A 24,219-nucleotide genomic window follows, 5' to 3' on the forward strand; every position below is an offset into this window, starting at 1 on the left:
GATGCAGAGCTTAGAATGATCCAAGACCGATTAAACAACCGACCTAGAAAACGATTAGGATTTAAAACCCCCAATGAAGTCTTTAATCAATCTTTAAACCGTGTTGCACTTCGTGTTTGAATCTACGGGGGTTAAAAATGTTATTTAAACAAGAGATGGTTTCAGCAAGTAAGTTGTTTGACGCTAATAGTGGCGTGTGTCTAGCTGACACTTCGGCGACTATTTTGGGCTGTCTAAATAAATCCGAAATAGAACGTTATGCACGGGCAATGCATAAGGTGCAGCAAGGTCAAGGCTTGAATCGCCAAGATTTAGTTGTTTTGGACAAAATTGATCAAGTAACTTTTGATCATCATGGCATGTGCCTAAAAGATTCTGCCGTTACAAAAGCACGCATTAAGGCTTGCAAAAAACATGGACTGAAGTTTATCGATCGTGATGGGCTTGAGGCGCACATGAATATGTTCATACCTGTTGTTAATAAGGGTAATCGTCGGGAAGATTATCTTGAGGCTATAGCTTTCTACTTTATTGAGCATATGGGTGAGGGGTTTGGCGAAATTTGCATGTCAATGGCATATAAGTTATTAAATGGCCAGCTACTTAACCTGGGCGACTTGAAAGTTTTAAGTGAAATGGAAGCAATTGCAACAGAGCAATTAGGTTTCTCAATTCTTACCGACGATCTAGTTTCGGCAATAGATTTGGCAAGTAAAAATTGCGGTGTTCACTTTAGCAATTTGCAGCGCATTCATTGATACAGGGAAATGAGCGTTATTTTATGTAACGCTCACCTTCAATATGGGAGAAATCATCATGAGCAATATTATTTCAAGTAATCAGCTTGTTATTTCCAAGACGCTTATTTCAGAGGCGGATGGTTTGGCGAGCGAGTATGAAAGTTTTTATAGCAACTATATTGTTGCGGGTCGCACAGCGCTCTACCAGTCATTAGGAAAAATGTATGCATTAGCTCAAAAGCTAGATCAATCCGCTGATAAGCAAGAGCAAGTTGCAAGTATGCGCAAGATTTTGTCTGAAAAATACAATATTCGTACGCAAGAAAATACTTCAGATGTTGCAGTATTGGTTCGCTATATCACTCGCGCAGATCGCAAAACAACCCATGTCTATGCTCGGGCAATAGAGGCCGCTAAAGCAAATGAAGTTCCAGAATTGCATTTTGCCAGGTACTTGGAGCAGGAGGGTGGCGTTGAGCGTATTCGGGCCGAGGGTGCTGAGTCTGCTGATACTGATTTGAGTAAAAGATTAGGTATTGCAAAAATGTATTTAAATGCCCGTAGAGCTTTTCCACTCACCTCTTTTAAGTTAAATCCAAAAAGCACCATCCAGTTAGAAGGCTCATCAGATCTAAATGTGCTGATTTGTAGTGAATCTGAAGGCCGCCAATATGTTTTAGCGAAACTTCCTATCGACTCAACTCTTGAGAAAAAAGTTCTTGATGGGCTATTGCAACAACTACCCAATGACTTAAGAAACATGAGCAGACAGGTGACTGAATTTCACAAGAAAGCTATAAAGAAACAATCAAAAAATACCTTTAAAGCAATTGTGAAAAAGAGACCAGTTTTAGCTGCAGGCATGTTGCGGATCAAAAGAATTCGAAATTTGACTGCGCAATCAAACAATCAATCAATTTAAAAGGAAAATTAAAAATGATTTATACAGTTAAACGACTACTTGAAACATTTAAAGACAGAGATCCAAATGAGGTGATTCATCTTTGGTATAGAGAAAAGTCAGATTATGAAGTGTTACCAATTGAAGGTGACATAGATTTTGATGAAGAGGATCTGTTTGAAATTGATGCTGCAGAGTGGAAAAGAATCGCAGATTTGAGATGCAGGATTGAGGAAGCTATTGATTATGTTATGTATGACTTGGTACATGACGATTCACAAAGAGCTGACTATCCTGAATGGTTCTTTGAGTAACCCATATATTCACTTAAAACTACTTTGGAGCAACGAAGTGCGAAACGGTTGCTCCAAAATTCCTTTGGTTTCTAAAACCAAAGACCGATAGACCACTTCTTTTAAATCCATGAATTTGCTTATACATTTGCTTACACACCGATACTGACCACCCGCAGACCCCCTTTTTATAGGGGTCTAACTTGGGTGTCTGCTCTTTGGCTACTGGTTCGATACATTACTCGTGCAGATCGCAAGACGGCACATGTATATGCCAGGGCTATCGAAACTGCAATAACAAATGAAATCGGCTTAGATGATTTTGTTTCGTACATCCAGAACCAAGGAGGTATTGAGCAGATGCGAGCTTTTGGTGTTGATGGAAACTTCAAAAGGCTTGAAGTTAACGATATGAATGAAAAGTTAGAAATTGCTAAACAGCATCTATTGGCGGTAGCTGAAAAGCCGCTAGCTGAAATAGAGCTGAATCAAAGTATGAATGTATTTGGTCAAGGATGCTTTTATGACTATTTTGTAGGCGTGAGCACTGGCGGTAAAAAATATCGCATTGTTGGAAAAATTAATGCAGACAAGGACTTCGAGACTAAGGTGCTCAAATCCTTTGCAGACATGATTGATTTAGATGATCCCGATATTAAGAAAAAGGTATTAGCTCAAATTGACATGGCTAAACAACAACGTGAAAAGCGCTGGGCAGAAAATGAAGGTAAATCTTTTGCTGAGCGCCATCTAATAAAGGGTGAGTTTCATGAGGTCCGGGATGAGTTATTTAATGAGCTATTTAAGTTTGAGTAGTATATTAATCTGCAAATCAATAATCTAGTGGTATCAACTTGTTTGAACAGGAAGGAAATTTACATGTCAGGATTTAAGCGCTGTTTTACAAAAGATGAAGCTGAAGAAATAAAGCCATATCTAAAATATTATGGAGATGATGATTTTAATAGAATTGATGGACTCTTTCAGATGATGCAAATGGGGGAAATTTTTAGAACACCCGTTATCACAAAGATTGCTAAAAATTATCAGATTGCCAATCCTGGAAAGAAGTTACCAGATTGCTTAAAGATTTAGATTTAGTATTACTTGTTAACTTCATATGTATTTGCTGCTCTTTTAAACCTGAAGTTTTCAATAAAAAATGTACTTTGGAGCAACGAAGTGCGAAACGGTTGCTCCAAAATTCCTTTGGTTTTGAAAACCAATGAGTGAGCTAGCACCTCCTTTAAATTCATGAATTTGCTTACACATTTGCTTACACACCGATACTGACCACCCGCAGAACCCCTGTTTATAAGGGTCTAACTTGGGTGTCTGCTCTCATAACCTGAGAACCTAAACATAACCTAAAACTCATAAAAAGTAGGCTTTAGAGGTAAATGCTGAGGTTTTGTCTTTTGAGCGTTACTTTAAGTAACGCTTGTGGGATTTATAAAGTGTGTAGGCGACACTACACAGTTTTAGTTGATTTTTGATGTGAAGATTGGTCGGCTATCCTCAGCCATGGTCGATCTAATTCTGAGCTGCTAGGGATGATTAAAAGACTATTTTTTCCAAACACTCGCTAGCCAGGGCCTTTGTTCAATTGGTATTGCCTCAGGTCGATAGTAGTGTTCAATCTCAGTGAACTGTGAATTCATCATAAAAGATCTCCAGCCTTCTAGGTCGTGATATGAGCCAAAGCGATCTCCGTACCAGTTTTCTTCATTATTACCTCTAGGATTTGAGCTAAAAAGAATGCCATTCGGTTTTAAGGATGCTCATAAATTACCTAATACTTTTGGCAATAGCTTCTTGGGAATATGAAATAGGGAGGCATTTGCAAAAATGCCATCAAAAGCGCTCTCAGGCAAATTTAAGTTAAAAAAGTCTTGGACTAAAATTTCACAACCACTTTTCGTTCTAGCTATTTGAGAAGCCTGCTCACTTCCTTCAAGGCCAATAGCGATATGGCCAAGCTTGGTAAAGGTTTGAAGGTCTCTTCCTGGGCCACATCCAAAATCAAGAATATGAAACGGTGGCTTAGTCTTGATTGCCCTTAATAGGGCATCGATATTTTGACTGACATCATGATCTTTTGTACCCTCGTAATAAGGGACAGCATTTTGATCATAATGTGCAATAGTCTTTTGTGAGATTAAAGCAGAGTCATTAGTAAGGTTTTCTAATGTAGACATGATCAGTTTAAATTGAAGGCTATTCTCGTGACGCCTCAACTACTATATTGAGGCTTATCTCATCGCCAACAAATGGTACATATTTTCCTAAATCAAATTCAGAGCGACTTAGCTTTGCGCTTGCGTTTGCACCACACATATATTTCAAAGTAATAAAGTTTCGACTACAGGCAAAGTTGCTTACTTCAATATCAATAGGCTTAGTGATGCCCTTAATAGTTAACTCACCTGAGATTGACGTAATGGCCTGATTATTGAATGTAAGCTTATCGGAGGTAAATTTAGCTATTGGGAATTTTTCAGAGCTAAAGTAATCTTCACTCCTAAGCAGCTTATTAAAGGTATCTGAGCCTGTGCTGACTGAGCCAGTTTCAATTGCAATATCCATAGTGCCGCCATCCATTGCATCATTGACTGTAATAGTTCCGTTTACCTTATTAAAACGACTAGTCTGAATTGAGTAAGCTAAGTGTTTATAACTAAAGCTAACAAAAGTGTGCTCGGGATCAGTAATGTAGGTCTCTGCTGCTTGGGCTGAGGAAATTACTAGGGCTAGGAGAAGGGCATTGATATAAAAAAATTTCATTCAATATTTTAGGTCTTGATATGAGTATTTGCTGAACAAATGATCTCACCCTCAATTGCAGGCCTAAATACCTTGTTTGAGGCCTTTAGTTATCAAAGGTATCAATTTAACTCTTACAAGGTTAGCAAGAGCGAGCATAAAATCAATTTATATGAGTTAATTCATTTAAAGTCTATAACAAGCTTAATGTCATTATTACTAAAGTAAAAGTCGCTAGCAATGCCTCTGCGTAATTCACCAAGTCAAATACGAGACCTAGATGATCTAAGTCAATTAAGTGATATTGTTTCTGATAAGCGCAGTGTTCAACGCTCATTAGCCAAAAAATCAAGACGTAATCGGCACTATGAAAAACAATTTATTCGTAATACGCTAATGAGAGCGCCTACGAATCCAGATCAAGAGAAGATTGACTCTTAAGCATTATCTGTCTAATTAATTAAAATAATAGGAATAATCATGTTTAGTCACATTATGCTGGGCGCAAATGATTTAGAAGTTTCAAAAAATTTCTATGATGCTGCACTGGGAGCTTTAGGAATAAAGCCAGGTAGTTTTAGTCATAACAAATATTTTTATCGTGGTCCAGGTGGAGTTTTTGCGATTACTAAGCCTATCGATGGTAAAGAGGCTACTCATGCTAACGGTGGCACTATTGGCTTTAGTGCTAAGTCTATTGCTGATGTCGATGCATTTCATGCCATCGGTATTGCTCATGGTGGAACATCCTGTGAGGGTGACCCAGGCTATCGTGAGGGTGTAGCTGGTACTGTTTATATAGCTTGGTTAAGAGATCCTGCTGGCAATAAGATTTGCGCACTTCATCGACCTCCTAAATCAGCTTAGAGTAGTTAGCTATAAGCGTTTTTAGATCAAAGAGCAGCTATTCATAATTTAGTAAATGACTATTGCAATCTATTATTTTAGAAATGATCTCCGCTTAGAAGATAATCCCGCATTTATGTTGGCTTGTAAGAATGTGGATTTTCTGCTCCCTATCTATATACATGAAGAGAAATATGAAGAAGAGACTCGCTGGGGATTTCCACGGGTTGATCATCGCCGTAAAGTATTTTTACAAGAGTCCTTAGAGGATTTAAGAACACGACTAAGGCATTTAGGATCTGATTTATTTGAGCTGGCAGGCGATTTCAAGGAAACATTCACTAGCCTACGCATCGATTTCGATGTGAGTCAGATTTACTGCGAGCAAATCGAAGCACCCGAAGAATTAGAGCAGGTGAGAGTGTTAAAGAATATTGGGTTTGAGGTAATTTGCACATGGCAATCGAGCATGCTTGAGCCTCAGAGTTTGCCATTTCAATTAGAGCAAATGCCTGATGTATTTACACAATTTCGTCAGCAAGTAGAAAAGCAGAAATTAAGGTTTGCAAATCCTACTGAAGCTCCGACTAAGATCCCTCTCTTGTCAATGGGTACTGAGGCTATAAATCAAGCCTCTTATCTTGAAACGCAATTTGATATGAAGTCATTTCTGGGCGGAGAAAGTAGAGCGCTTTTACATATTGAGCAGTATTTTGATAAGCGCCTACCGGATACCTATAAGCAGACCCGAAATCAGCTTATTGGCATGGATTATTCCAGTAAATTTTCCCCATGGCTCGCATTAGGTTGTTGCTCTGCTAGATCTATAGCAAAAAAACTCACAGAGTATGAGCTTCAGTATGGCGCAAATGATGGTACTTATTGGCTTTGGTTTGAACTACTTTGGCGAGACTATTTTCGATTCCTACACTTTAAGTACGGCAATCAACTCTATCGATCAAAGGGCCTTAGTGCTGAATCTAATAATTCGTTTATTGAAGCAAAGTTCAATCAATGGATATCTGGCACTACTGGTGAACCATTGATTGACGCGGGTATGCGCGAGTTACTACAAACTGGGTATCTATCAAATCGTATGCGTCAGATTGTTGCAAGTTATTGGATTTACAATATGAAGGGTGATTGGCAAGCTGGCGCTGCTTGGTTTGAGTCACAGCTTGTTGACTATGATGTTTATAGCAATCAGGGAAATTGGCTATATATTGCTGGCAAAGGAACTGATCCCAGAGGGGGTAGACCAATGAATTTGGCTAAGCAAACTTCAGACCATGACCCTGATGGAATATATCGAAAGACCTGGCTGAGCTAGGTTGTATGCGCTACCCTTAAATTCTATATTAAGTAAATTTAAGCCGATTTTTACAAACGAACGATTGCTGTAGTCTTACTAAAACTCAAGAGTTAGTTGTGAGCTTGGTTCTGTAATTTTCACTCTAGAGTTATTGCGATCAGTTCTTTTTGCTCGTGAAGCATGTTTATCGATAACTGTTTTTTTGCCAGCTCGAACTTCTGATAAGTTGCGTCTGGTATGCAAGCGATCTTTAGATATTTTTGTCGCTATAGCAATGTCTACTATTGGTTGTGGGATATCTCTACCAATTTCAATGCCAATATTGTTTTGTACTTCTTGAGGCATATTCCAAGGCTCAAAAAGCCAAGTATCTGGTACTTGACGCATATGAGGAAGCCACCTCCTAACAAAAAAGCCTCTCTGATCATGGTCTTGCGCTTGCTTAATCGGGTTATAGACGCGGGTCGTATTAATCCCGGTCGTACCTGATTGCATTTGTAGTTGACTCCAGTGGATTCCGGGTTCGTAGTCTAAAAATTGGGTGGCTAGCCAATCTCCTACTGGTTTCCAGTGTAGCCACAGTGGATAGGCTGCAACGGAGACTAGCATCGCACGCATTCGAAAATTCAGCCATCCCGTTTCTCGTAGCATGATGACGCAGGCATCTACCATAGGCCAACCTGTCTTACCGTCCTTTAAGGCATTAAAGTAGTCTTCATTAAATTCATTCTCGCGCAATGCATCATATCCACGGTGCATATTGCGCCACTCGATTTCAGGTTCGCTCTCAAGCTTTTGAATGAAATGGCAATGCCAGTACAAGCGACTCATGAAAGCAGTCAAGCCTGATTTCCTTCTACTCGCATCTGGCGACATTTGAAGCAACTCTTCATTGGTTGCTTGTACTACCTCCTTAATACTTAAACACCCATAGGTCATATATACCGATAAGCGGGAGCATGCATCTGGCGCTGATAGGGGCGATGAAATCCCACCTCGATACCACATACTTCGCTGTTTTAAAAAACTATTGAGTGTTTTAAGTGCAATGGATCGTCCTCCACGTTGCCTTGATGGTGGATTATGTTTTAGGTGCACAGGCGTCTGCATCATAGATGGAGTCAGATAAGGAGCGCTAGAGTTTGGTGTTTGTCTACTGGTACCTGAGGCATTCCAAAATTGAATTGGTCCAAGTTCACACAAAGGTGCTTCCATGTGCTTTTGCCAATGAGATTGCCATAAGTTACGATTTTTTAATCCCCTGGTTACTCCAAACTGAGGGTATTCACCCCAATGAATGCCGTGAGCCTGACACCATTTGTTAACTTCTTTATCTCTAGAGTACGTAAAACCGTTGCCAGTTTCTTGATGTGAATGCAAGCCTTGAAAAGGATTAGCTTGCCAAATTTTAGTAAGTACTTCAACGACTTCACCTTCATAGATTTCTAAAGTACCACTGTGCAAACGTAGTTGGTTTTCTAAATCCTGAAGGGACTCTCGAATGAACTCAAAGTGCTGAAGGGCAACATCTGACTGCATCCAAAGTGTTGGCTCAAGTATATAAATGCAGCGAACTGGGCCCCGCTTTGCAGCCTCAGTAAGAGCGGCATGATCTTCACAGCGCAAATCACGCTTAAACCAAACTAGTTGATAGCTCATACTTGATAAATTGAAAATATATTCGTCATGACCTTAGAAGATTTAACTAATCAATCGCTAGTTATTTACGGCCTTACGTTTAGGGGTCAGTATAAATTGCGCAAGTAGGGCTAGACAAGCGGCAGGTATAGCACCAGAGAGCATCAAGGCTTGATCGTTTACAGCAAGCCCAGCAACTATTCGATCACCAAATCCACCTGCGCCTACTAACGCTGCAAGAGTGCAGGTACCAACGCCTATCACTGTAGCCGAAGCTAAGCCAGTTAAAATAATAGGTCTTGCATAGGGTAGCTCAATAGAAAGCAATAATTGCCGCTCATTACAACCAAGAGCTAAAGCTGCTTCTTTGAGACTATCTGGAACCTTTATTAAGCCAATATGGGTCGCATTCACAATGGGTAGAAGGCCGTAAATAAATAAAGCCAAAACCGCCGGTACAGCACCTATTTGATCTAAGACGGCGATCAGAATGGTTAGTAATGCAAGCGAGGGTATTGTTTGTAAGATACCAACAGATCCTAAAATCCATGTTGCATATCGAGGTCGCCGGTACGCCACAATTCCAAGAGGTAGACCAACGAGAAGCGCCATGATTGAGGAGATTGCTACCAACAGCACATGATCTCTGAGTGCGGTAAGGAAATCTGGCCCAAAAAGTAGCTTAAAAAATCTAGAGAGCTTTGTGGAATCTTGCTGATTATTACTAGACTGATTTAAAAATCCACGGGCGACCATACTAAAGTCGATGCCCGACTCAGCTTGTTCGTTGAGCTTTGCCATAGTTGCTTCATTCAATTTTCCCGCTAATTGTTGAAGAGGTTTTTCATCAAAATCAGAGCGCATCAATAAGATTGCATCGTAGCGAGGAAATGCATGCCTATCATCCTCTAGCAGGACTAAGTGATTTTTTGTAATTGCTGCATCGGTGGAATAGGCATCTACAATATCGACATCACCACGAACCAGAGCATCAAAGGCTAAGCCATGCTCTAGTACTTTTTTGGGTTTTATTTTTAGATCGTAAGCCTGAATCAGTGCAGGCCAACCATCATTTCTTGTTTTAAATTCCGGAGATAATACAATTCGAAGTGTGGATTGCTGCTCATTTGATAAATTTGTAATATCACTAATTCGTTTGAGACCAAGCGCTCTTGCTTGCTCTGATCTCATAGCAAGTGCGTAGGTGTTATTAAACCCAAGCGGTATCGCCACCTTCAGTCCTATGGGCTTAAGCCAGTCATTCAGCTCGTTTGCTGAAGCTTGGGTTTCTGGACGCTTGAGTATTTCACGCAGAATAGTACCCGTATATTCTGGATATACATCAATCTGACCTGTTTTCAGTGCTTGAACAACAATCGCAGTATTGCCAAGACCTTGTCGATGAACAGCTTTTACTTCGGCATCACGTAATGTAAGATTAAGCATCTCACCAAGCACATAGCTTTCTGTAAAACGTTTTGAGCCAACGACGGTAGTTTTGTCTGCGGACTGGGCCAGTACACAACAGCTTACAGTTAAGCAAAAACATAAGCTCAGCCTAATCCAAAAAGAGAAAATATGCTTACTGAAATACAAGCCGAACTATCCTTGTTAAAAATGTAATAGCTCATCATAAAAGCCTTTGGCCTATTTTGCTCTACTGGTATATACCTTTATAGGACTTTTTTGACATAGCAGATCACTTGATTTTGTAAAGTAAGTGATATCCAGTTAGATATTTATTTGGGTAGTAAGTCACCAATATTGAGTACTACTACATAAAAGATCCAATATCTGTATGTTTATGACGATAACTCTGATGGACTATGATTATGACGTACTATCTCTCTTACATGTCAGCCATCTTGGAGAATAAATATGTCACTACGAATTAACGATATCGCACCAGACTTTACAGCAGACTCAACTGCAGGCAAGCTAGGCTTGCATGATTGGATTGGGGATAGCTATGCTATTTTATTTTCACACCCAAAAGACTTCACGCCGGTATGCACTACCGAGTTCGGCGCAGTAGCTCAACTAGCATCCGAATTTACTAAACGTAATACTAAGGTGATGGGTGTCTCGGTTGATAGCGTGGATGATCATCAAAAGTGGAAGCAAGATATCGCTGCTTTTGCTGGGGTGCCTGCAGACTTCCCAATTATTGACGACACCTCCTTGCAGGTAGCAAAACTCTACGATATGTTGCCAGCAGATGCTTATCTACCAGACGGTCGTACGCCTGCACATAGTGCGACTGTCCGTACTGTGTTTATTATTGGGCCAGACAAGAAGGTGCGCCTAACAATTTCTTACCCAATGTCTGTTGGGCGTAACTTTGCAGAAATTCTGAGAGCCTTAGATGCTATTCAGGCAACCGATGGAAAGCCATTAGCAACACCAGCAAACTGGGTTCCTGGGCAAGACGTTATCGTGGCACTAGCACTCAATGATGAGCAGGCAAGCGCTCGATTTGGCGAATTAGACATTAAGTTACCCTATCTGCGTTACGCCAAATATCCAGGAAAGTAAAGAGTCATACAGTTTTCGATAGTATTGTTAACTTGGCGAGGCAGGCGTCTTTAATAAGCCGCTAAATCAACAATTACAAATCCTGCTGCGACAATGTGAATCAGGGTAATGACAACTGATAGTCCGTGCAACACAAAAAAACGCCGCCTTAGTTTTGCGTCCGTCGCTGCATTAATTGCGGGCATTAAGATTTGACGAGTAGGAATAGTGGATAGCGCAATGAGCACCAAGATGCTAGCGCTGAAAAGACTGCTCTTCAGAGCTAGTAATGCTGCAATAAGTGATGCGATCATCACAAAAAGATAAAAAGAAGGGAAGGCCTTACGTATTAATACACGTGCTTCATCTGGTGGTAAGGATTTAAGTAAAAAAGCGGCAAAGCTCGCGGAAAAAAATAACATGCCACCAAAAAGTAGGGAGGCAGTTAATAAAGCAGATATATGGAGGGTAGTTTCAAACAAGATTTAGCCTCGAGATAAACAGGCTAACAAGAAGCGCTGTTGTGATAAAAAAACTATTAATAAAATGGTAAAGCATTGTATTAAGAGGGGTTGAATAATGAACTGCATAGTATTTCTCTATTAAATCTACTCTTTTTTCTTCTGATCTTTCTCCCGCTCTTTTTTGAGATCACGTAATTGCCACCATGCAAATAGCAAAACTCCTCCAAAGACAAGTACTACTTCAATCAAGATAACAGGGCCAAAGTTATCCATACATTTCCTAAAGGCTACGTATTCATTTTAGGATCTGTAATACAAGCCTTCATTGCTTTTAACTCTATAACTTTTAGCCATTCAGGTTTTGCTTTTGGGTTCATTACCAATTCATTAACTTGTCGGTTAGATGCATTTTTAGAGATAAATTCAGCTTGGCAACTACAATAAGCAGTGAAGTCCTCTTCAGTAAGAGCTTTTCCTTTGACACCTTTATGTTCTGCCACTTGCTCAATGGCACAATTCTTTTGATAATCTTTAGAAATCGTCTGGGCAAAAGACGGGGCGCCTATAACGAATAAAAAAGCTAAAGAGATGCTTTTATGACATATTGGCATATTGACTCCTTTTTAAATCTAATTGCTAGATATTCTTCCATAAACATCAAGGTCTGACTCATCTACCTCTAAATAGTCATCTTCTATGACAGATGCCCCTTCTAATTGCTCGATATATTCTCGAACAGCGTAGAAGTCAGGTATTTGAGCCTGATCATCATTTTGAAGATCCCAGACCTTATAGCGAAAGACTGTTAAGCGCATTGCTGATTACCAAAAAGGCTTACGAACCCAGTAGATGGTTCAAGTGACGCTTGGCATAGGCTTTGCGGGTATCTTTTAAAACGAGGACCAAATTGCTCAGAAACTTTTTGAGTTGTGTCATTTAAGGCTCCTTTAGTGGGGTGTATTAAGGTTAATACTTAATTAGTATGCGCTTCATTTGCTTATGGTGCAGAGCCGCAAAAACCCCTTTAATAGTAGTTTTATACGTAAAAACCCTAATAGGTAGAGAATGATTCTGTCTCCTGACCTCTTAACAAGGTCCTTAAGTCGCCTTTGGGCGACTTCTTTTTAAGTTGTCTAAGTTGCCCTTGCCGTATCGCCTACTTAAAGGAAATAGTCATGCTGCAGTACATCAATAAATCGCTTGAACAAACTACAATACCTTGATTGATATCACTGCCTACTCGCGATTTGGTGTACCTGTAAGGGCGATTGATGTCGCTAGGCGTCAGCACCTTTCATTAAGCAGAACGGAGATCTTGCTCTCAACGCTAAGATCAGCATGCCTCATTCGCGCAGCTAAAGGCCGAAGAGGCGGATACTTTTTAGCGAAAGATCCGCAAAGTATGACAATCAAAGATGTGTTCTCTGCCGTTAATCACACTAGATCTAGAAAAATCTCCATGAATGACTTGGCTCAAGAAATGATGGATTCTTTTGAAAATTACCTGCGCGACTGCTGATCTAAAATTACTGCTAGCCCATCAGGAAAAAATCCTAGAACACAGCCTATCTCTATGCAATCATTACCGGCGTGGGATGCACAAAAATATCAAATCAAGTCCGTTCCAATCAAGGGTAAGTGGGATACCCAGTGCGTACTCAGAACAAAAGCGGAGCTGCAAAAAGCAGAAAAGCTTGGGCCTAACTCCATATTTGATTTTAGTAATTACCTCCAGTAACAAAAAATGAGACTGATTAAAAAGATGCAACAGTTTTACGATGAAATTTTGAGTTATATCAGAGCCTACTTGAGATGAATACCGAGATTAAGCAAGATCCAGTAATCTACTCAAAATACCTTGAGCAAGAGTTACGCTCAGATCACGCGGGTGAAACAGGTGCTGTTTATATTTACAAAGGCATTATTGCTGTTGCAATATTGCGCAAAGATCAGGAGCTCATTAACTTTGCTCAGCATCATGGTGCTACTGAGACTGAGCATTTAAAATTAATCGAATCGGTTTTTGAGAAAAAATACCGCAGTCATTTACTTGGCCCATGGCGATTGGCGGGCTGGTTAACGGGGGCTATCCCAGCGCTATTTGGTAGAAAAGCAGTTTATGCAACGATTGATGCCGTTGAGACATTTGTAGAAAAGCACTATCAACAGCAAATTGACTATCTCAAGCAACAAGGCAGTCACGAGCGATTACTTGAGTTGTTATTGCGTTGTCAAGCCGATGAGATTGCCCACAAAAATGAAGCAAGATTAAAGGCTTCAAATTCTCTGCCTGCGATTCTAAGACTGTGGTGTGCTCTAGTGGGCGGAGGATCGGCCGGTGCTGTTTTATTAGCCAGGCAGATTTAAAGAATATGATGTTATTGATTAACTATATAAGGTAGGGCAGGAATGATTCAGATTCAAATCTGGGCTGACTTTGAATGTCCCTATAGCTATTTTCAGACTATCGTTTTAGAGAAGTTACAAGCCAAATATCAAAACAGATTGGAGATAGTGTGGAGGGCATTTGAATTAACTCCTGTTGAGGGCAATATCTCACCATCACAATCTTATATAGATAACCTTGAGGCCGCCAAGTCAGAGCCCATTGTTAAAAAAGAAAATCTTGAGCTTTTAACGCCAAAGTTTTTAACCTATACATGGCTTGCACAAGAGTGTGTTTATTTTGCTAATGCTCAAGGGCTATCGCTAAAGCTAGCTAGAGCATTATTTGATGCATTCTTTTTGCATGGACTTGATATTAGCAGTGAGGATGTGGTGATGCAGATTGCCAACAAAGTCGGTATTGATCTTCAGCAGTTAAGACAGGCACTTGATAATGGCGAATTAACTAAACACGTGATGGCTGATGAGCAGGAATTCAAGACTTATGGATTTCAGGGTTTGCCTGCAATGCTCATTGGAGAGAAGAATTTTTCACCCAGAAGTTTTATGCCAATAACGGGTTATAAAACTTTTGAAGAACTACTTGAGATCTTGCCTAATTATTAGCATTCATAATGATGTCTATCTGATGACAAATGATACAGCTTGACTATCTTGGCTATGAGCCATGGCCATCACCAAATAATCTCTTAAAAGATTTAGAGCGCTCGGCTCATGTAACGCAAACTATTATTAACAAGCTTGATCCTGGCCAGGAAAAAGTCCACTTATCGCCTGGATTAAACCCTCCACACTGGGAATTTGGCCATCTGATTTGGTTCCATGAGTTTTGGGTACATCGACACGGGCAGCAATCTAACCCATCTCTTTTTCCTGATGCAGATGAGTTGCTCAATTCATCTGTAATTTCTCACGATGATCGCTGGCAAGTTCAATTACCATCACTTGATATTTTGCAGAATTATTTTTCAGAGGTGATGGAACGTACTTTCACCATCTTAAGATCTGGTTCTCTGAGTCCTGAGCAGGCTTACTTTATTCAGTTAGCCCTCTATCACGAGGATATGCACAATGAAGCATTTGCTTATATGTGGCAATCTTTGGCTTACACCTGGCCTCTTAAACAAAATCTTGGCTCTATTGAAGAGCAACAGAATGGCTTTGAGCCACGGTATATCAAGATTCCTCAAAGCCAATTACAGCTTGGATCAGCGCCAAACACAGGCTTTATTTTTGATAATGAAAAATGGCAGCATGCAGTATTGGTTCCCAGTTTTTCAATCTCAAGTCATGCAGTGACTAATGGTGAATATTTAGAGTTTTTAAAATCTTTAAGTGATGCAGGAGTCAGTTTTATAGAGCATCAACCTGCATATTGGAAAAAAGAGGGTGATGCTTGGTTTGAGCGGTTTTTTGATCAGTGGCTAGAGTTAGATCTCAAAGCGACTGTAAGGCATATTTCTGCTCACAACGCTGAGCAGTACTGTTTATGGAAAGGTGTTCGGCTGCCTACTGAAAATGAGCTCAGCCTATTAATGGCATCACCACATGCTGATTGGTTGCCTTCCAATCTATGGGAGTGGACCAGCAGCACTTTTATGCCTTTTAAGGGATTTAGTGCCGATCCGTATCAAGATTATTCAGCCCCATGGTTTGATGGTAAGCATCGGGTTTTGAAGGGTTGGAGCTCATTTACCCCCAACTATCTGCGCCGCCCCCAATTTCGTAATTTTTACCTACCTTCTCGCAGTGACTTTTTTTGTGGCTTTCGTACCTGTTTAATATAAATTAGGTAAGCTCACAGACTTACCCATCCATCTTCTTACTTTTAAATTGAGCTCTTTAATATGACATATAACGGTCGTCTTACCTCCCTCTCTCACGGTGGGGGCTGTGGCTGCAAAATTGCCCCAGGTGTTTTGAGCGATATCCTGAAGTCTTCTCCAATTCGCCAGATACCGGCCGCACTCCTGGCAGGTTCTGATAACAATGAGGACGCTGCTGTTTATCAGCTCAATGAAAATCAAGCGATCGTAGCGACTACGGACTTCTTCATGCCGATTGTGGATGATCCTTATCAGTTTGGGCGTATTGCAGCAACAAATGCTATTTCAGATATATATGCCATGGGAGCGCAACCTCTTTTCGCCTTAGCGCTATTAGGTATGCCAATCAACGTCCTTCCTTTGGAGGTTATTCAGCAAATTACTGCTGGTGGTGAATCAGTCTGTGCAGAAGCTGGGATCATGATTGCTGGTGGTCACTCAATTGATACGGTAGAGCCTATTTATGGACTGGTTGCTATCGGAGTAGTGGATCCCAAAAAACTCAAGCGCAATAGTGGCGCAAAGGCAGGCGATAGCATCATCTTAAGTAAACCTTTGGGTGTAGGCATCCTTTCTGCTGCACTGAAAAAAGAGCAGCTATCTGACGCTGCTTACCAGGAGATGATTGCTCTAACGACTAAGCTGAATAAGCCTGGTGTAGCGCTATCTCAACTCGATAGCGTGCATGCGCTCACGGATGTGACAGGATTTGGCCTAGCTGGACACCTATTGGAACTGTGCCGTGGTGCAAAGCTATCAGCTCAGATTCAGTGGGACTCTATTCCAGTAGTATCTGAAGCGGTCAAATTAGTTAAAGAGGGCACCTTTACTGGGGCATCTCCCCGTAACTGGTTCGGCTATGGCCATGAAATTTCGATGGCGCCTCATTTGAGCGAGTGGCAGCAAAATCTCTTATCCGATCCTCAAACAAGCGGCGGTCTATTAATTTCTTGCAGCCCAGAAGCTACTGAGCAAGTGTTAGATATTCTCAGGGCGGATGGATTTAACCAAGCTCAAAAAATAGGTCAATTTGTGCAGGGCTCAGGCCTTTCAGTAGCGTAAGTTCTTCTTCTTCAATTAACGAGAAAGCAACCAATCCAAATGAAATTACATCAGTTAAAGACTTCTCTTAGCTTAGTTCTAGCAACACTCTGCTTGAGTTTGTTTAGCCTTCAAGTAAATGCGCAAGCCGTCTTGCGTGTCTCTGCGATCCCAGATGAATCGCCAACCGAGCTGCAAAGAAAATTTCTCCCTTTGGGCGAATATCTTTCTAAAGAGACTGGTATGAAAGTCGAGTTCATTGCTGTGACAGACTATGCAGCAGTGGTCGAAGCGCTAGCAACCAATAAAGTCGATATGGCTTGGCTAGGCGGATTTACTTATATTCAGGCAAAAATTCGTACGAACGGAGCAGTCAAACCAATCATTCAGCGTCTTGAGGATGAAAAATTTACCAGTAAATTTATTATTCCTGAAGGTAGCACAGTAAAGACTTTGACTGATTTGAAGGGGAAGACCTTTGTTTTCGGTTCTCCATCATCTACTTCAGGGCACTTGATGCCGCGTTTTTACTTAATGAAGGCAGGCATTAATCCGGATAAAGACTTTAAGAATATCGCTTTTTCTGGAGCCCATGATGCTACCGTTGCTTTTGTCGCTGGTGGTAAAGCAGATGCTGGTGCTTTAAATGCATCTGTTTGGGATAAATTGTCTGATGCTAAAAATCCCAATACCGAAAAGGTAAAAGTGTTTTACACAACGCCACCGTACCATGACTATAACTGGACGGTACGAGGTGGTTTAGATGCAGCGTTGACTAAAAAAATTAGCGATGCCTTTTTAAAGTTAAGCGCTAATGATCCTGCTCAAAAAGAATTAATGGATCTGCAGAGAGCTAGCAAATATATAACGACCAAGACATCTAACTATGATGAAATCGAGAGAGCTGCAATCGGCGCTGGTTTAATTAAGTGAAAAAAATAGCATTCTCATTTAAGAATGTTAGCTTTAGCCACAGCAATGGCAAAGAGGCGCTAAGAAATATTAATATTAGCGCCTCAGCTGGAGAATCTATTGCGATTATTGGATCATCTGGCTCTGGCAAAACCAGCTTTCTTAATCTTATAGCAACTTCACTACGGCCAAGTACTGGATCAATAGCGGTATTAAATGTTGATCCATGGGCAATTTCAAAAGGGCAGCTACAGCGTTTGCGCTCTCAAATAGGTTTAGTGCATCAAGCGGCTCCAATTCCCCTAAGACAAAGAGTCATCACCGCTGTCTTGGCTGGTCGCCTTGGTCGGTGGCCACTCTGGAAGTCTCTTTTATCTCTGATCTACCCTGTTGATATTGGAGGTCCGCAGTTGTGTTTACAAAAACTCGACTTAGCAGATCGCCTCTTTGATCGATGTGATCGCCTATCTGGGGGTCAACTGCAAAGGGTGGGTGTTGCACGGGTACTGTATCAAAAGCCTCAATTATTGCTTGCAGATGAGCCAGTATCAGCGATGGATCCCGTTCTTTCTGACTTAACCATTCAGCGTCTTTTAGAGGATGCGCAAAGTAGAGATGCTTGTTTTGTAGCCAGTCTACATGCAGTAGATATTGCTTTGCGATGGTTCCCTAGAATTATTGGATTGCGAGATGGGGAAGTCTTTTTTGATCTGCCAGCATCTGAAGTAAGCGAGAAATTGTTGCAACAGTTATATGAGTCTGAGCGTGGCGTTCTACCAAAACAAGGTAGTACAAATATATAGTGATGAGTAGAACGCTTTACGTTAGAGATCCTGATGCACTGAGACGGTTTTCAGTCGCTGTGATTGCATTGGCTATCTTGTGGCCCATGATGCAATTAGCGCAGTTTGATGTATTTGCATTGTTTGAAGTTAGCAATCTCAAAGTGTTTACTAACTTCTTAATTCAGTTTTTTCCACCCAATCTTCAGACATCATTTTTAGCCTCAGTACTAAAGGCCACTGTAGAGACTTTAGCTATGGCAACCGCAGGTATTGCACTAGCAATGCTAATGGCAGTTCCTTTAGGCTTAATCATTACCTATAGTCTATCAATTTCACGCATTGGCCCGGCCTCTGGGCATCGTATCGCTCGGCTCGGTAGATACCTTGCCCGCATGCTGATGTTATTGCTCAGAGGCATCCCAGAAATTGTGTGGGCTCTCTTGTTGGTTAGGGTGTTTGGTTTAGGTCCAATCGCAGGCGTACTGGCAATTGCGATCACTTATGGCGGCATGCTTGCCAAAGTCTATTCTGAAATTTTGGAGACTGAAAATACTCTACCTGCTAGAGCGCTACTGATGTTGGGTAGTGGCCGCATCAATGCATTTTTATATGGGCTATTACCAGGCGCCTCGCAAGAATTAGCCTCTTACACGATCTATCGCTGGGAATGTGCGGTGAGAGCCTCAGTAGTCATGGGTTTTGTCGGTGCTGGTGGCTTGGGTCAGCTGATGGATCAATCGATGAAGATGCTCAACGGTGGGGAGGTATCTACCATTCTCATCGTATTTTTGTTGCTTGTTTTACTAGCAGACTACATTAGCCTCATCATTCGTCGACAGCTCGCATGAACCATCATCCTGCTCGAGAATTTTGCCTAAAGTGTCTTATTACGCTAGTACTAATAGCGTTTTTCATTGTGGCTAGCTTTGCTTATCTCTCATTAAATCCACTAGCCCTATTTACAAAGCAAGCAATGAGTGATGTTGCTATCTATACATCGCGATTCTTTCCGCCTGATCTTTCATCTCCATTTTTGCAAAAGGTTTGGAGTGGTGTGTTGCAGACTTTGGCTATCTCTGCTTTAGCAACTTTATTAGCAGCAGTGGCTAGTCTTTTTTTAGCCTTGCCGGCAGCGGGACAGTTTGGTCATAGCGCAAAAGTAGTGACTCGTTTTTTCTTAAATTTTCTGCGTTCTGTACCAGAGCTCGTTTGGGCCGTATTAATGGTGTTGGCAGTGGGTTTGGGGCCATTTGCAGGAACTCTAGCGCTCGCCTTGCACACCACTGGCGTACTAGGGCGTTTGTTTGGCGAGACTTTGGAAAATCATCCTCCTGCAGCGACTCAAGCGCTTCGATTAGCTGGAGCAAGTAATACCCAATCCTTTATCTACGGAGCCTTACCAGGGATTTACTCTCAACTTCTCTCATACAGTCTTTATCGCTGGGAGATGAATATACGTATGGCTACTATTTTGGGATTTGTGGGTGCAGGCGGTCTTGGGCAGATTTTGTACTATGAGCTCTCTTTATTGCATGAGCAACAAGCTTCAACAGTCATCATGGCGATGCTGATATTAGTCATAGTCGTAGATATGATTAGTAATAAACTGCGTCGAGTACAAATGCATAGCCTTGGCTAAATGCTGGCATATAAAAAAGGAATATTGAAGTGAGTAAAGAGCGCAGCCCCAATCAAAAGTTAGTTGATGAAATCATTACTGGTCTTACTCAAGAGCAGCCATCGATATCTCCCAAGTTTTTCTATGATGAAATTGGCTCTCACTTATTTGAGGCAATTACTTTTTTAGAAGAATATTATCCAACCCGAACTGAAAAACAGATCATGATGCAATGCGGTGAAGCTATTGCTTTGACGATAGGTCAGTGTGATGTTTTATTAGATCTGGGTGCCGGTAACTGTGAAAAAGGAAGCGCCTTATTTGATTCCTTAATGCCCAAAGAATATCAGGCGCTTGATATTTCTAAAGAATTTTTAGAGCAAGCTATCTCTGGTTTACAAAAAGAATTTCCACAGATTCAGATGCAAGCCCAAACCTGTGATTTACAGGAAGAATTGGTATTCCCTGATTTAGTGGGCCGCAAGAAAACGTTCTTCTACCCAGGCTCCTCAATAGGAAATTTTGATCCAGATGCTGCACTAGGCCTATTTAAAAATATTGTGAAAGTATGTGAGGGTGATGGTGGTTTACTCATTGGAGTTGACCTAGTGAAGAATCATGAGGTTTTATCTCGGGCTTATAACGATGCCCTTGGTATTACTGCAGCATTTAATAAAAATATGCTTTTACACCTCAACCGCCTTGCTAAAACAGACTTTAATTTGGCGTATTGGGAGCACTACGCTATTTTTAATGAGCAACTTTCTCGGATTGAAATGTATCTACGATCTACCCACAATCAAGTAGTTACTTGGCTAGGCGGTGAAAAGCATTTTGATAGTGGAGATCTTATCCATACAGAAAATAGCTACAAATACACTCAAGAAAAATTTGAATCTCTTTTAAAGAGCGCCGGCTTTAAGGATGTGCACTCGTGGACTGATCCAAATCACTATTTCTTAGTAGCTTATGCTACCGCTTAGGATATTGAGTAGCTACTTCACTAGACTTTTTATAAGCTTTTGAATCGACTCTTGTTCTAACTCTGGCTTGGTGATTTTCTGTCTCCTAGCAATCGCCTTGCACAATTTTTGATAAAAGACTGAATTAGTCTCAGCCTTAGTCAAAAGCTTGCTCAAAGCCACTTGATCGCCTACTGGATAGTAAGCGGGATAAGAGTTCCCTAGTAAGCCTCGGTTACCTGGAATATCTGAAGCAATCACAGGTATACCAATGGCAATCGCTTCAGATACTACGTGTGCGCCACCCTCCATAACACTGGAGATGATCATGACATGAGAGCGAGAAAGCCACTGAAGCGTTTTAGAGTGGCTGAGCTGTCCTAACCACTGATATCGCTCAATATTTTTATCAAGAGAGATGGCCTCCTTTTTAAAGTCGGGGCTCATTGCTTGGCCGAGTTGCATCAGTCGGATTTTGCTATCTGGCGGTAATAATTTGAGAGATTGCGCTGCGCAAAAGGGATCCTTTTCACTTCGCAAATGACCGATGATACTTGCTAAAAAATGACGCTTTGGCGGCTCTTTTTTAGTGATACCTTTTACTGACTGGTAAATCACTCGCACTTTAGGGTGAAATTGCTTAGGCAAGGAATCAATTGCATCTGGTTGAAGTACCACAATTGCATCAGTCATTTCCATTGACTGGACCACTTTCTTTGAATTTTTCAGGTCTCGGTAGATATCCGTTCCAGTCATGATTAAAACGACAGGGTGATCTGGATGAGTTTTCTTAAAGGCTTTAATAGAGTCATAGCTGCGTAGTCCATGAAGAGCAATCAGAAGATCACATGACTTTCCAGACCATTGCTCTGTAATGGTGCTTTGATAATTTAAGCGCATCAAAAATTGATGCCACCGTAAAGCAGTAATACGGTTACCGTGCAGAGTGCCTGGAGGTGCAGGCGTGACGATTTCGATACGTAGTTTCAATTCAGCAATTCCAGCTTAGCCTAGTTTTAAATATTGCTTAGATTCTAGGATAGATAGGAAAGATATGTTTAAAGCATGTAAATTGTGATGATTTTGGCCATCTAGTGTGATAGTCTGAACCTGGTATTAAACCTATAGGAGATGTAAATGAAAATAAACCCAATTTTTGCTAAAGCTGCTTTGGTATTAGGTATTGCAATCGCTTCTTGTGGTGCATATGCACAGTCCATGAAAGTGACTCTGACTGGTGCTCAAGAGGTACCTCCAGTCATGACCTCCGCATCCGGAGTAGGTGCAATTATGGTTGGTCCAGATGGTTCAGTATCAGGAACAATTACCACTAACGGTGTTGAAGGAACTATGGCTCATATTCATGAAGGGGCAATGGGTCAAAATGGTCCCGTCATAGTGCCATTTACCAAAACTGCTGATAATGTTTGGTCAGCTCCCGCTGGCGCCAAATTAACAGATGCTCAGCTCCAAAGTTTGAAGAGCGGCAATCTTTATCTCAATGTTCACAGCGCTACCAATAAGCCTGGCGAAATTAGAGCTCAGCTTAAGCCATGAGGATGGAACGATAGACTCTGTTTTAACTCATTAAGGATCATCAAGACCACCCTCGGGTGGTTTTTTATTGAGCGTTACTTAAAGTAACGCTTAGGACAGATAGATTAATTGCCTTCAATTGTGGATAAAAAATCAATGAGCTTCCTAATGTCTTCTGCGTTTTTTCCATGTGTAGAGTTCACCGTTTGAGAATTTACCGCCAGAGATGCCATCCACTCCGAACTTGCCTGCAATTTCAAGGTCGTTAAATTTTATCGTTACAAATTCACCTAGTTGCTTAGCCCACTCCATGGCTTCATCAAGCGTCTGAAATTCATATATCTTCGAATGATGTTCTATCGTTATCACTTTTGGCTCGTTGATGCTAATGGCATCTCTCGAAATGTCCAAGGTTTAATTCTAGCTATATTCTGTATTAGTTAGGGCTAAAGTTAAATTGCCTTATTAAAAATTAATTTTAAATCTGCGTCTGCGGCAAGAAGTACTAAAACCACCTTTGGGTGGTTTTTTTTGCGTTACTTTAAGTAACGCTCACCATCCATATGTAAAACTACTTTGGAGCAACGAAGTGTTAGACGGTTGCTCCAAAATTCCTTTGGTTTTCAAAACCAAAGAGTGAGCTAGTGTTTCTTCTGCTCTGTTTAAATTAGTCACACAAAAGCTCACACACCGATAAACAGGCGACGTAAGCTCTTGAAATCCTAATGGTTTTCTTTGGATGTCTGCTCTCATAAGAAAGAAGCCCTAGGGGTCTTGTAACAAAGACCTCAATGTATTCAAGAGGTTAGTGGTGAATTAGGCGGTATAAATTCACTACACACCGCTTACACACCGGAGCAAAAACCGAGGTGTGTAGTAAATGCGGTTTTAGTGTGGTTTTGCAATAAAAAAACACCAGCAGTAAGGTGTGTAGTAAATGTAACGATTTAGGGCCCATAGCTCAGTTGGTTAGAGCAGAGGACTCATAGCGAAAGTTGTGCCTTATGCGTGGAAACTGCATAAGGGATGGTGTCAAATTCGGAGAAAGCTAAATGTAGCCAAAAGCTGCACAAGCTAACGCCGAGCGAAGCTTAGTAAGAAATTACTTTGAACGTGTAGAGACTAGACGGCACCCATCTAAGTCGAGCAATCGATATGATGAAGGCATAGTCCAGGGAGTAGTGAAAGCTACACAAACCGGAATCCTTTGGTCCCAGGTTCAAGTCCTGGTGGGCCCACCAATGAAATCAACGACTTAGGGAGAAATTCCTAAGTCGTTTTTCTTTCTGTGCAACAAAGTGTGTAAGCAATCCTCACACATCTTCCATGGCAACCCCAATAAACATATAGGTCTGCCGTTGAAACAATGAACTACTTGTAGATTGTTGTATCCAATATTTAAGGACTGCTTACGGCCAGACGCAGCCATCGCACTGACTACACAATTTCATATGTCAGAAGTAAGACTGCAGCACCCATGCAGATCAATGCGAGCATAAAGAACTTATCCGCAATATCTTCAAAATAAACCTTTTTTGAATTGCTTCGAATGGATAGGTATGAAAAGATAGAGCTTGCTAGAAAGATGAGGGCATCTAGAGCTAGGAGGTCATCTACCCAATAGGCAATGCCACGGTTGGTCTGAGTGAGCTTCACAATGCT

The 24,219-nt window shown here is 41.1% G+C and carries 30 protein-coding genes and 3 pseudogenes; 22 read left to right on the top strand and 11 right to left on the bottom strand.

The features are described from left to right. From ICN46_RS10785 to ICN46_RS10810, 6 genes and pseudogenes are all read left to right on the top strand, one after another. Nucleotides 1-120: pseudogene (locus ICN46_RS10785) on the top strand (IS30 family transposase); the annotation flags it as partial. A 17-nt stretch (nucleotides 121-137) separates the two neighbouring features. Continuing rightward, nucleotides 138-758, top strand: a complete 621-nt coding sequence (locus tag ICN46_RS10790) for a hypothetical protein (RefSeq protein WP_216208619.1) — start codon at nucleotides 138-140, stop codon at nucleotides 756-758. A 58-nt stretch (nucleotides 759-816) separates the two neighbouring features. Next, a complete protein-coding gene (locus tag ICN46_RS10795) occupies nucleotides 817-1,662 on the top strand; it encodes a hypothetical protein (RefSeq protein WP_216208621.1) in 846 nt (281 codons plus the stop codon). 14 nt (nucleotides 1,663-1,676) lie between these two features. Next, nucleotides 1,677-1,955, top strand: a complete 279-nt coding sequence (locus ICN46_RS10800; protein ID WP_216208624.1) for a hypothetical protein — start codon at nucleotides 1,677-1,679, stop codon at nucleotides 1,953-1,955. Between the two features lie 186 nt (nucleotides 1,956-2,141). Continuing rightward, on the top strand, nucleotides 2,142-2,750 hold the full coding sequence (locus tag ICN46_RS10805; protein ID WP_216208626.1) for a hypothetical protein: 609 nt from the start codon (nucleotides 2,142-2,144) through the stop codon (nucleotides 2,748-2,750). Between the two features lie 63 nt (nucleotides 2,751-2,813). Next, nucleotides 2,814-3,029 carry a hypothetical protein gene (locus tag ICN46_RS10810; protein WP_216208629.1) on the top strand — a complete coding sequence of 72 codons (216 nt, stop codon included), beginning with the start codon at nucleotides 2,814-2,816 and terminating at the stop codon, nucleotides 3,027-3,029. Nucleotides 3,030-3,499: 470 nt separating this feature from the next. Here ICN46_RS10810 and ICN46_RS10815 read toward each other — a convergent pair. Together ICN46_RS10815 and ICN46_RS10820 are read right to left on the bottom strand one after the other, a co-directional pair. Next, nucleotides 3,500-4,132 (bottom strand): annotated as a pseudogene (locus ICN46_RS10815) (class I SAM-dependent methyltransferase). A 19-nt stretch (nucleotides 4,133-4,151) separates the two neighbouring features. Beyond that, entirely contained in the window at nucleotides 4,152-4,718 is a 567-nt protein-coding gene (locus ICN46_RS10820) for a YceI family protein (protein WP_216208632.1), read from the bottom strand. 219 nt (nucleotides 4,719-4,937) lie between these two features. Between ICN46_RS10820 and ICN46_RS10825 the strand changes: the two genes are divergently transcribed. From ICN46_RS10825 to ICN46_RS10835, 3 genes are read left to right on the top strand one after another with little or no spacing between them, the layout of a single operon-like run. Continuing rightward, on the top strand, nucleotides 4,938-5,138 hold the full coding sequence (locus tag ICN46_RS10825; RefSeq protein ID WP_216208635.1) for a hypothetical protein: 201 nt from the start codon (nucleotides 4,938-4,940) through the stop codon (nucleotides 5,136-5,138). Nucleotides 5,139-5,177: 39 nt separating this feature from the next. Then, entirely contained in the window at nucleotides 5,178-5,564 is a 387-nt protein-coding gene (locus ICN46_RS10830) for a VOC family protein (RefSeq protein WP_215281402.1), read from the top strand. Between the two features lie 55 nt (nucleotides 5,565-5,619). Continuing rightward, a complete protein-coding gene (locus ICN46_RS10835; RefSeq protein WP_216208637.1) occupies nucleotides 5,620-6,873 on the top strand; it encodes a DASH family cryptochrome in 1,254 nt (417 codons plus the stop codon). Between the two features lie 78 nt (nucleotides 6,874-6,951). Here the strand turns inward: ICN46_RS10835 and ICN46_RS10840 are convergent, their stop codons facing one another. After that, nucleotides 6,952-8,514 (bottom strand): cryptochrome/deoxyribodipyrimidine photo-lyase family protein, encoded by a 1,563-nt coding sequence (locus tag ICN46_RS10840; protein WP_215298614.1) that lies wholly within the window; start codon nucleotides 8,512-8,514, stop codon nucleotides 6,952-6,954. A gap of 57 nt (nucleotides 8,515-8,571) precedes the next feature. Continuing rightward, complete coding sequence (locus tag ICN46_RS10845) at nucleotides 8,572-10,056, bottom strand: glycine betaine ABC transporter substrate-binding protein (protein ID WP_370625545.1); 1,485 nt, start codon at nucleotides 10,054-10,056, stop codon at nucleotides 8,572-8,574. A gap of 315 nt (nucleotides 10,057-10,371) precedes the next feature. Between ICN46_RS10845 and ICN46_RS10850 the strand changes: the two genes are divergently transcribed. Further along, nucleotides 10,372-11,028, top strand: coding sequence for a peroxiredoxin (locus tag ICN46_RS10850; RefSeq protein WP_216208640.1), 657 nt, complete (start codon nucleotides 10,372-10,374; stop codon nucleotides 11,026-11,028). Between the two features lie 50 nt (nucleotides 11,029-11,078). Here the strand turns inward: ICN46_RS10850 and ICN46_RS10855 are convergent, their stop codons facing one another. The 4 genes from ICN46_RS10855 to ICN46_RS10865 all read right to left on the bottom strand — a co-directional run bounded on the left by ICN46_RS10855 (nucleotide 11,079) and on the right by ICN46_RS10865 (nucleotide 12,286). Continuing rightward, on the bottom strand, nucleotides 11,079-11,489 hold the full coding sequence (locus ICN46_RS10855; RefSeq protein ID WP_255538846.1) for a DUF4149 domain-containing protein: 411 nt from the start codon (nucleotides 11,487-11,489) through the stop codon (nucleotides 11,079-11,081). 126 nt (nucleotides 11,490-11,615) lie between these two features. Beyond that, complete coding sequence (locus ICN46_RS12050) at nucleotides 11,616-11,744, bottom strand: hypothetical protein (protein WP_255535761.1); 129 nt, start codon at nucleotides 11,742-11,744, stop codon at nucleotides 11,616-11,618. A 14-nt stretch (nucleotides 11,745-11,758) separates the two neighbouring features. Continuing rightward, nucleotides 11,759-12,082, bottom strand: a complete 324-nt coding sequence (locus ICN46_RS10860; protein WP_216208645.1) for a hypothetical protein — start codon at nucleotides 12,080-12,082, stop codon at nucleotides 11,759-11,761. Nucleotides 12,083-12,100: 18 nt separating this feature from the next. Then, a complete protein-coding gene (locus ICN46_RS10865; protein ID WP_215330201.1) occupies nucleotides 12,101-12,286 on the bottom strand; it encodes a hypothetical protein in 186 nt (61 codons plus the stop codon). Between the two features lie 404 nt (nucleotides 12,287-12,690). On the opposite strand from ICN46_RS10865, the gene ICN46_RS10870 reads away from it, so the two are divergent. The 11 genes from ICN46_RS10870 to egtD all read left to right on the top strand — a co-directional run bounded on the left by ICN46_RS10870 (nucleotide 12,691) and on the right by egtD (nucleotide 21,042). Continuing rightward, entirely contained in the window at nucleotides 12,691-12,990 is a 300-nt protein-coding gene (locus ICN46_RS10870; protein ID WP_216208648.1) for an Rrf2 family transcriptional regulator, read from the top strand. Between the two features lie 54 nt (nucleotides 12,991-13,044). Beyond that, nucleotides 13,045-13,209, top strand: coding sequence for a hypothetical protein (locus ICN46_RS10875; RefSeq protein ID WP_216208652.1), 165 nt, complete (start codon nucleotides 13,045-13,047; stop codon nucleotides 13,207-13,209). Between the two features lie 74 nt (nucleotides 13,210-13,283). Beyond that, nucleotides 13,284-13,838, top strand: a complete 555-nt coding sequence (locus tag ICN46_RS10880; RefSeq protein WP_215318864.1) for a demethoxyubiquinone hydroxylase family protein — start codon at nucleotides 13,284-13,286, stop codon at nucleotides 13,836-13,838. A 42-nt stretch (nucleotides 13,839-13,880) separates the two neighbouring features. Then, nucleotides 13,881-14,483: a DsbA family oxidoreductase gene (locus tag ICN46_RS10885; RefSeq protein ID WP_216208654.1), complete on the top strand. Its 603-nt coding sequence runs from the start codon at nucleotides 13,881-13,883 to the stop codon at nucleotides 14,481-14,483. Nucleotides 14,484-14,512: 29 nt separating this feature from the next. Next, nucleotides 14,513-15,664 carry a selenoneine synthase SenA gene (gene senA / locus ICN46_RS10890; RefSeq protein WP_216208657.1) on the top strand — a complete coding sequence of 384 codons (1,152 nt, stop codon included), beginning with the start codon at nucleotides 14,513-14,515 and terminating at the stop codon, nucleotides 15,662-15,664. A gap of 60 nt (nucleotides 15,665-15,724) precedes the next feature. Next, complete coding sequence (gene selD / locus ICN46_RS10895) at nucleotides 15,725-16,765, top strand: selenide, water dikinase SelD (protein ID WP_215283651.1); 1,041 nt, start codon at nucleotides 15,725-15,727, stop codon at nucleotides 16,763-16,765. Nucleotides 16,766-16,804: 39 nt separating this feature from the next. Further along, a complete protein-coding gene (locus ICN46_RS10900; RefSeq protein ID WP_216208660.1) occupies nucleotides 16,805-17,677 on the top strand; it encodes a putative selenate ABC transporter substrate-binding protein in 873 nt (290 codons plus the stop codon). Beyond that, nucleotides 17,674-18,459 (top strand): phosphonate ABC transporter ATP-binding protein, encoded by a 786-nt coding sequence (locus ICN46_RS10905; RefSeq protein WP_343219899.1) that lies wholly within the window; start codon nucleotides 17,674-17,676, stop codon nucleotides 18,457-18,459. The genes ICN46_RS10900 and ICN46_RS10905 overlap by 4 nt, the downstream gene beginning before the upstream one ends. 2 nt (nucleotides 18,460-18,461) lie before the next feature. Next, complete coding sequence (locus tag ICN46_RS10910) at nucleotides 18,462-19,289, top strand: PhnE/PtxC family ABC transporter permease (protein WP_215283649.1); 828 nt, start codon at nucleotides 18,462-18,464, stop codon at nucleotides 19,287-19,289. Continuing rightward, a complete protein-coding gene (phnE, locus tag ICN46_RS10915; RefSeq protein ID WP_215318868.1) occupies nucleotides 19,286-20,080 on the top strand; it encodes a phosphonate ABC transporter, permease protein PhnE in 795 nt (264 codons plus the stop codon). Before ICN46_RS10910 ends, phnE begins: the two co-directional genes overlap by 4 nt. Before the next feature lie 29 nt (nucleotides 20,081-20,109). Further along, nucleotides 20,110-21,042, top strand: coding sequence for an L-histidine N(alpha)-methyltransferase (gene egtD / locus ICN46_RS10920; RefSeq protein WP_370625544.1), 933 nt, complete (start codon nucleotides 20,110-20,112; stop codon nucleotides 21,040-21,042). Between the two features lie 12 nt (nucleotides 21,043-21,054). Here egtD and senB read toward each other — a convergent pair whose 3' ends face one another. Continuing rightward, on the bottom strand, nucleotides 21,055-22,011 hold the full coding sequence (gene senB, locus ICN46_RS10925) for a selenoneine biosynthesis selenosugar synthase SenB (RefSeq protein ID WP_215283647.1): 957 nt from the start codon (nucleotides 22,009-22,011) through the stop codon (nucleotides 21,055-21,057). A gap of 147 nt (nucleotides 22,012-22,158) precedes the next feature. Here senB and ICN46_RS10930 point away from each other — a divergent pair, with 147 nt between their 5' ends. Continuing rightward, nucleotides 22,159-22,578: a CHRD domain-containing protein gene (locus ICN46_RS10930; RefSeq protein WP_216126064.1), complete on the top strand. Its 420-nt coding sequence runs from the start codon at nucleotides 22,159-22,161 to the stop codon at nucleotides 22,576-22,578. 144 nt (nucleotides 22,579-22,722) lie between these two features. On the opposite strand, the gene ICN46_RS10935 is transcribed toward ICN46_RS10930, so the two are convergent. Both ICN46_RS10935 and ICN46_RS10940 read right to left on the bottom strand, forming a co-directional pair. Then, nucleotides 22,723-22,968, bottom strand: a complete 246-nt coding sequence (locus tag ICN46_RS10935; protein ID WP_216208664.1) for a hypothetical protein — start codon at nucleotides 22,966-22,968, stop codon at nucleotides 22,723-22,725. A 1,026-nt stretch (nucleotides 22,969-23,994) separates the two neighbouring features. Beyond that, nucleotides 23,995-24,219 (bottom strand): annotated as a pseudogene (locus ICN46_RS10940) (hypothetical protein); the annotation flags it as partial.

The organism is Polynucleobacter sp. Latsch14-2 (genome assembly GCF_018881925.1).
Lineage (GTDB): Bacteria > Pseudomonadota > Gammaproteobacteria > Burkholderiales > Burkholderiaceae > Polynucleobacter.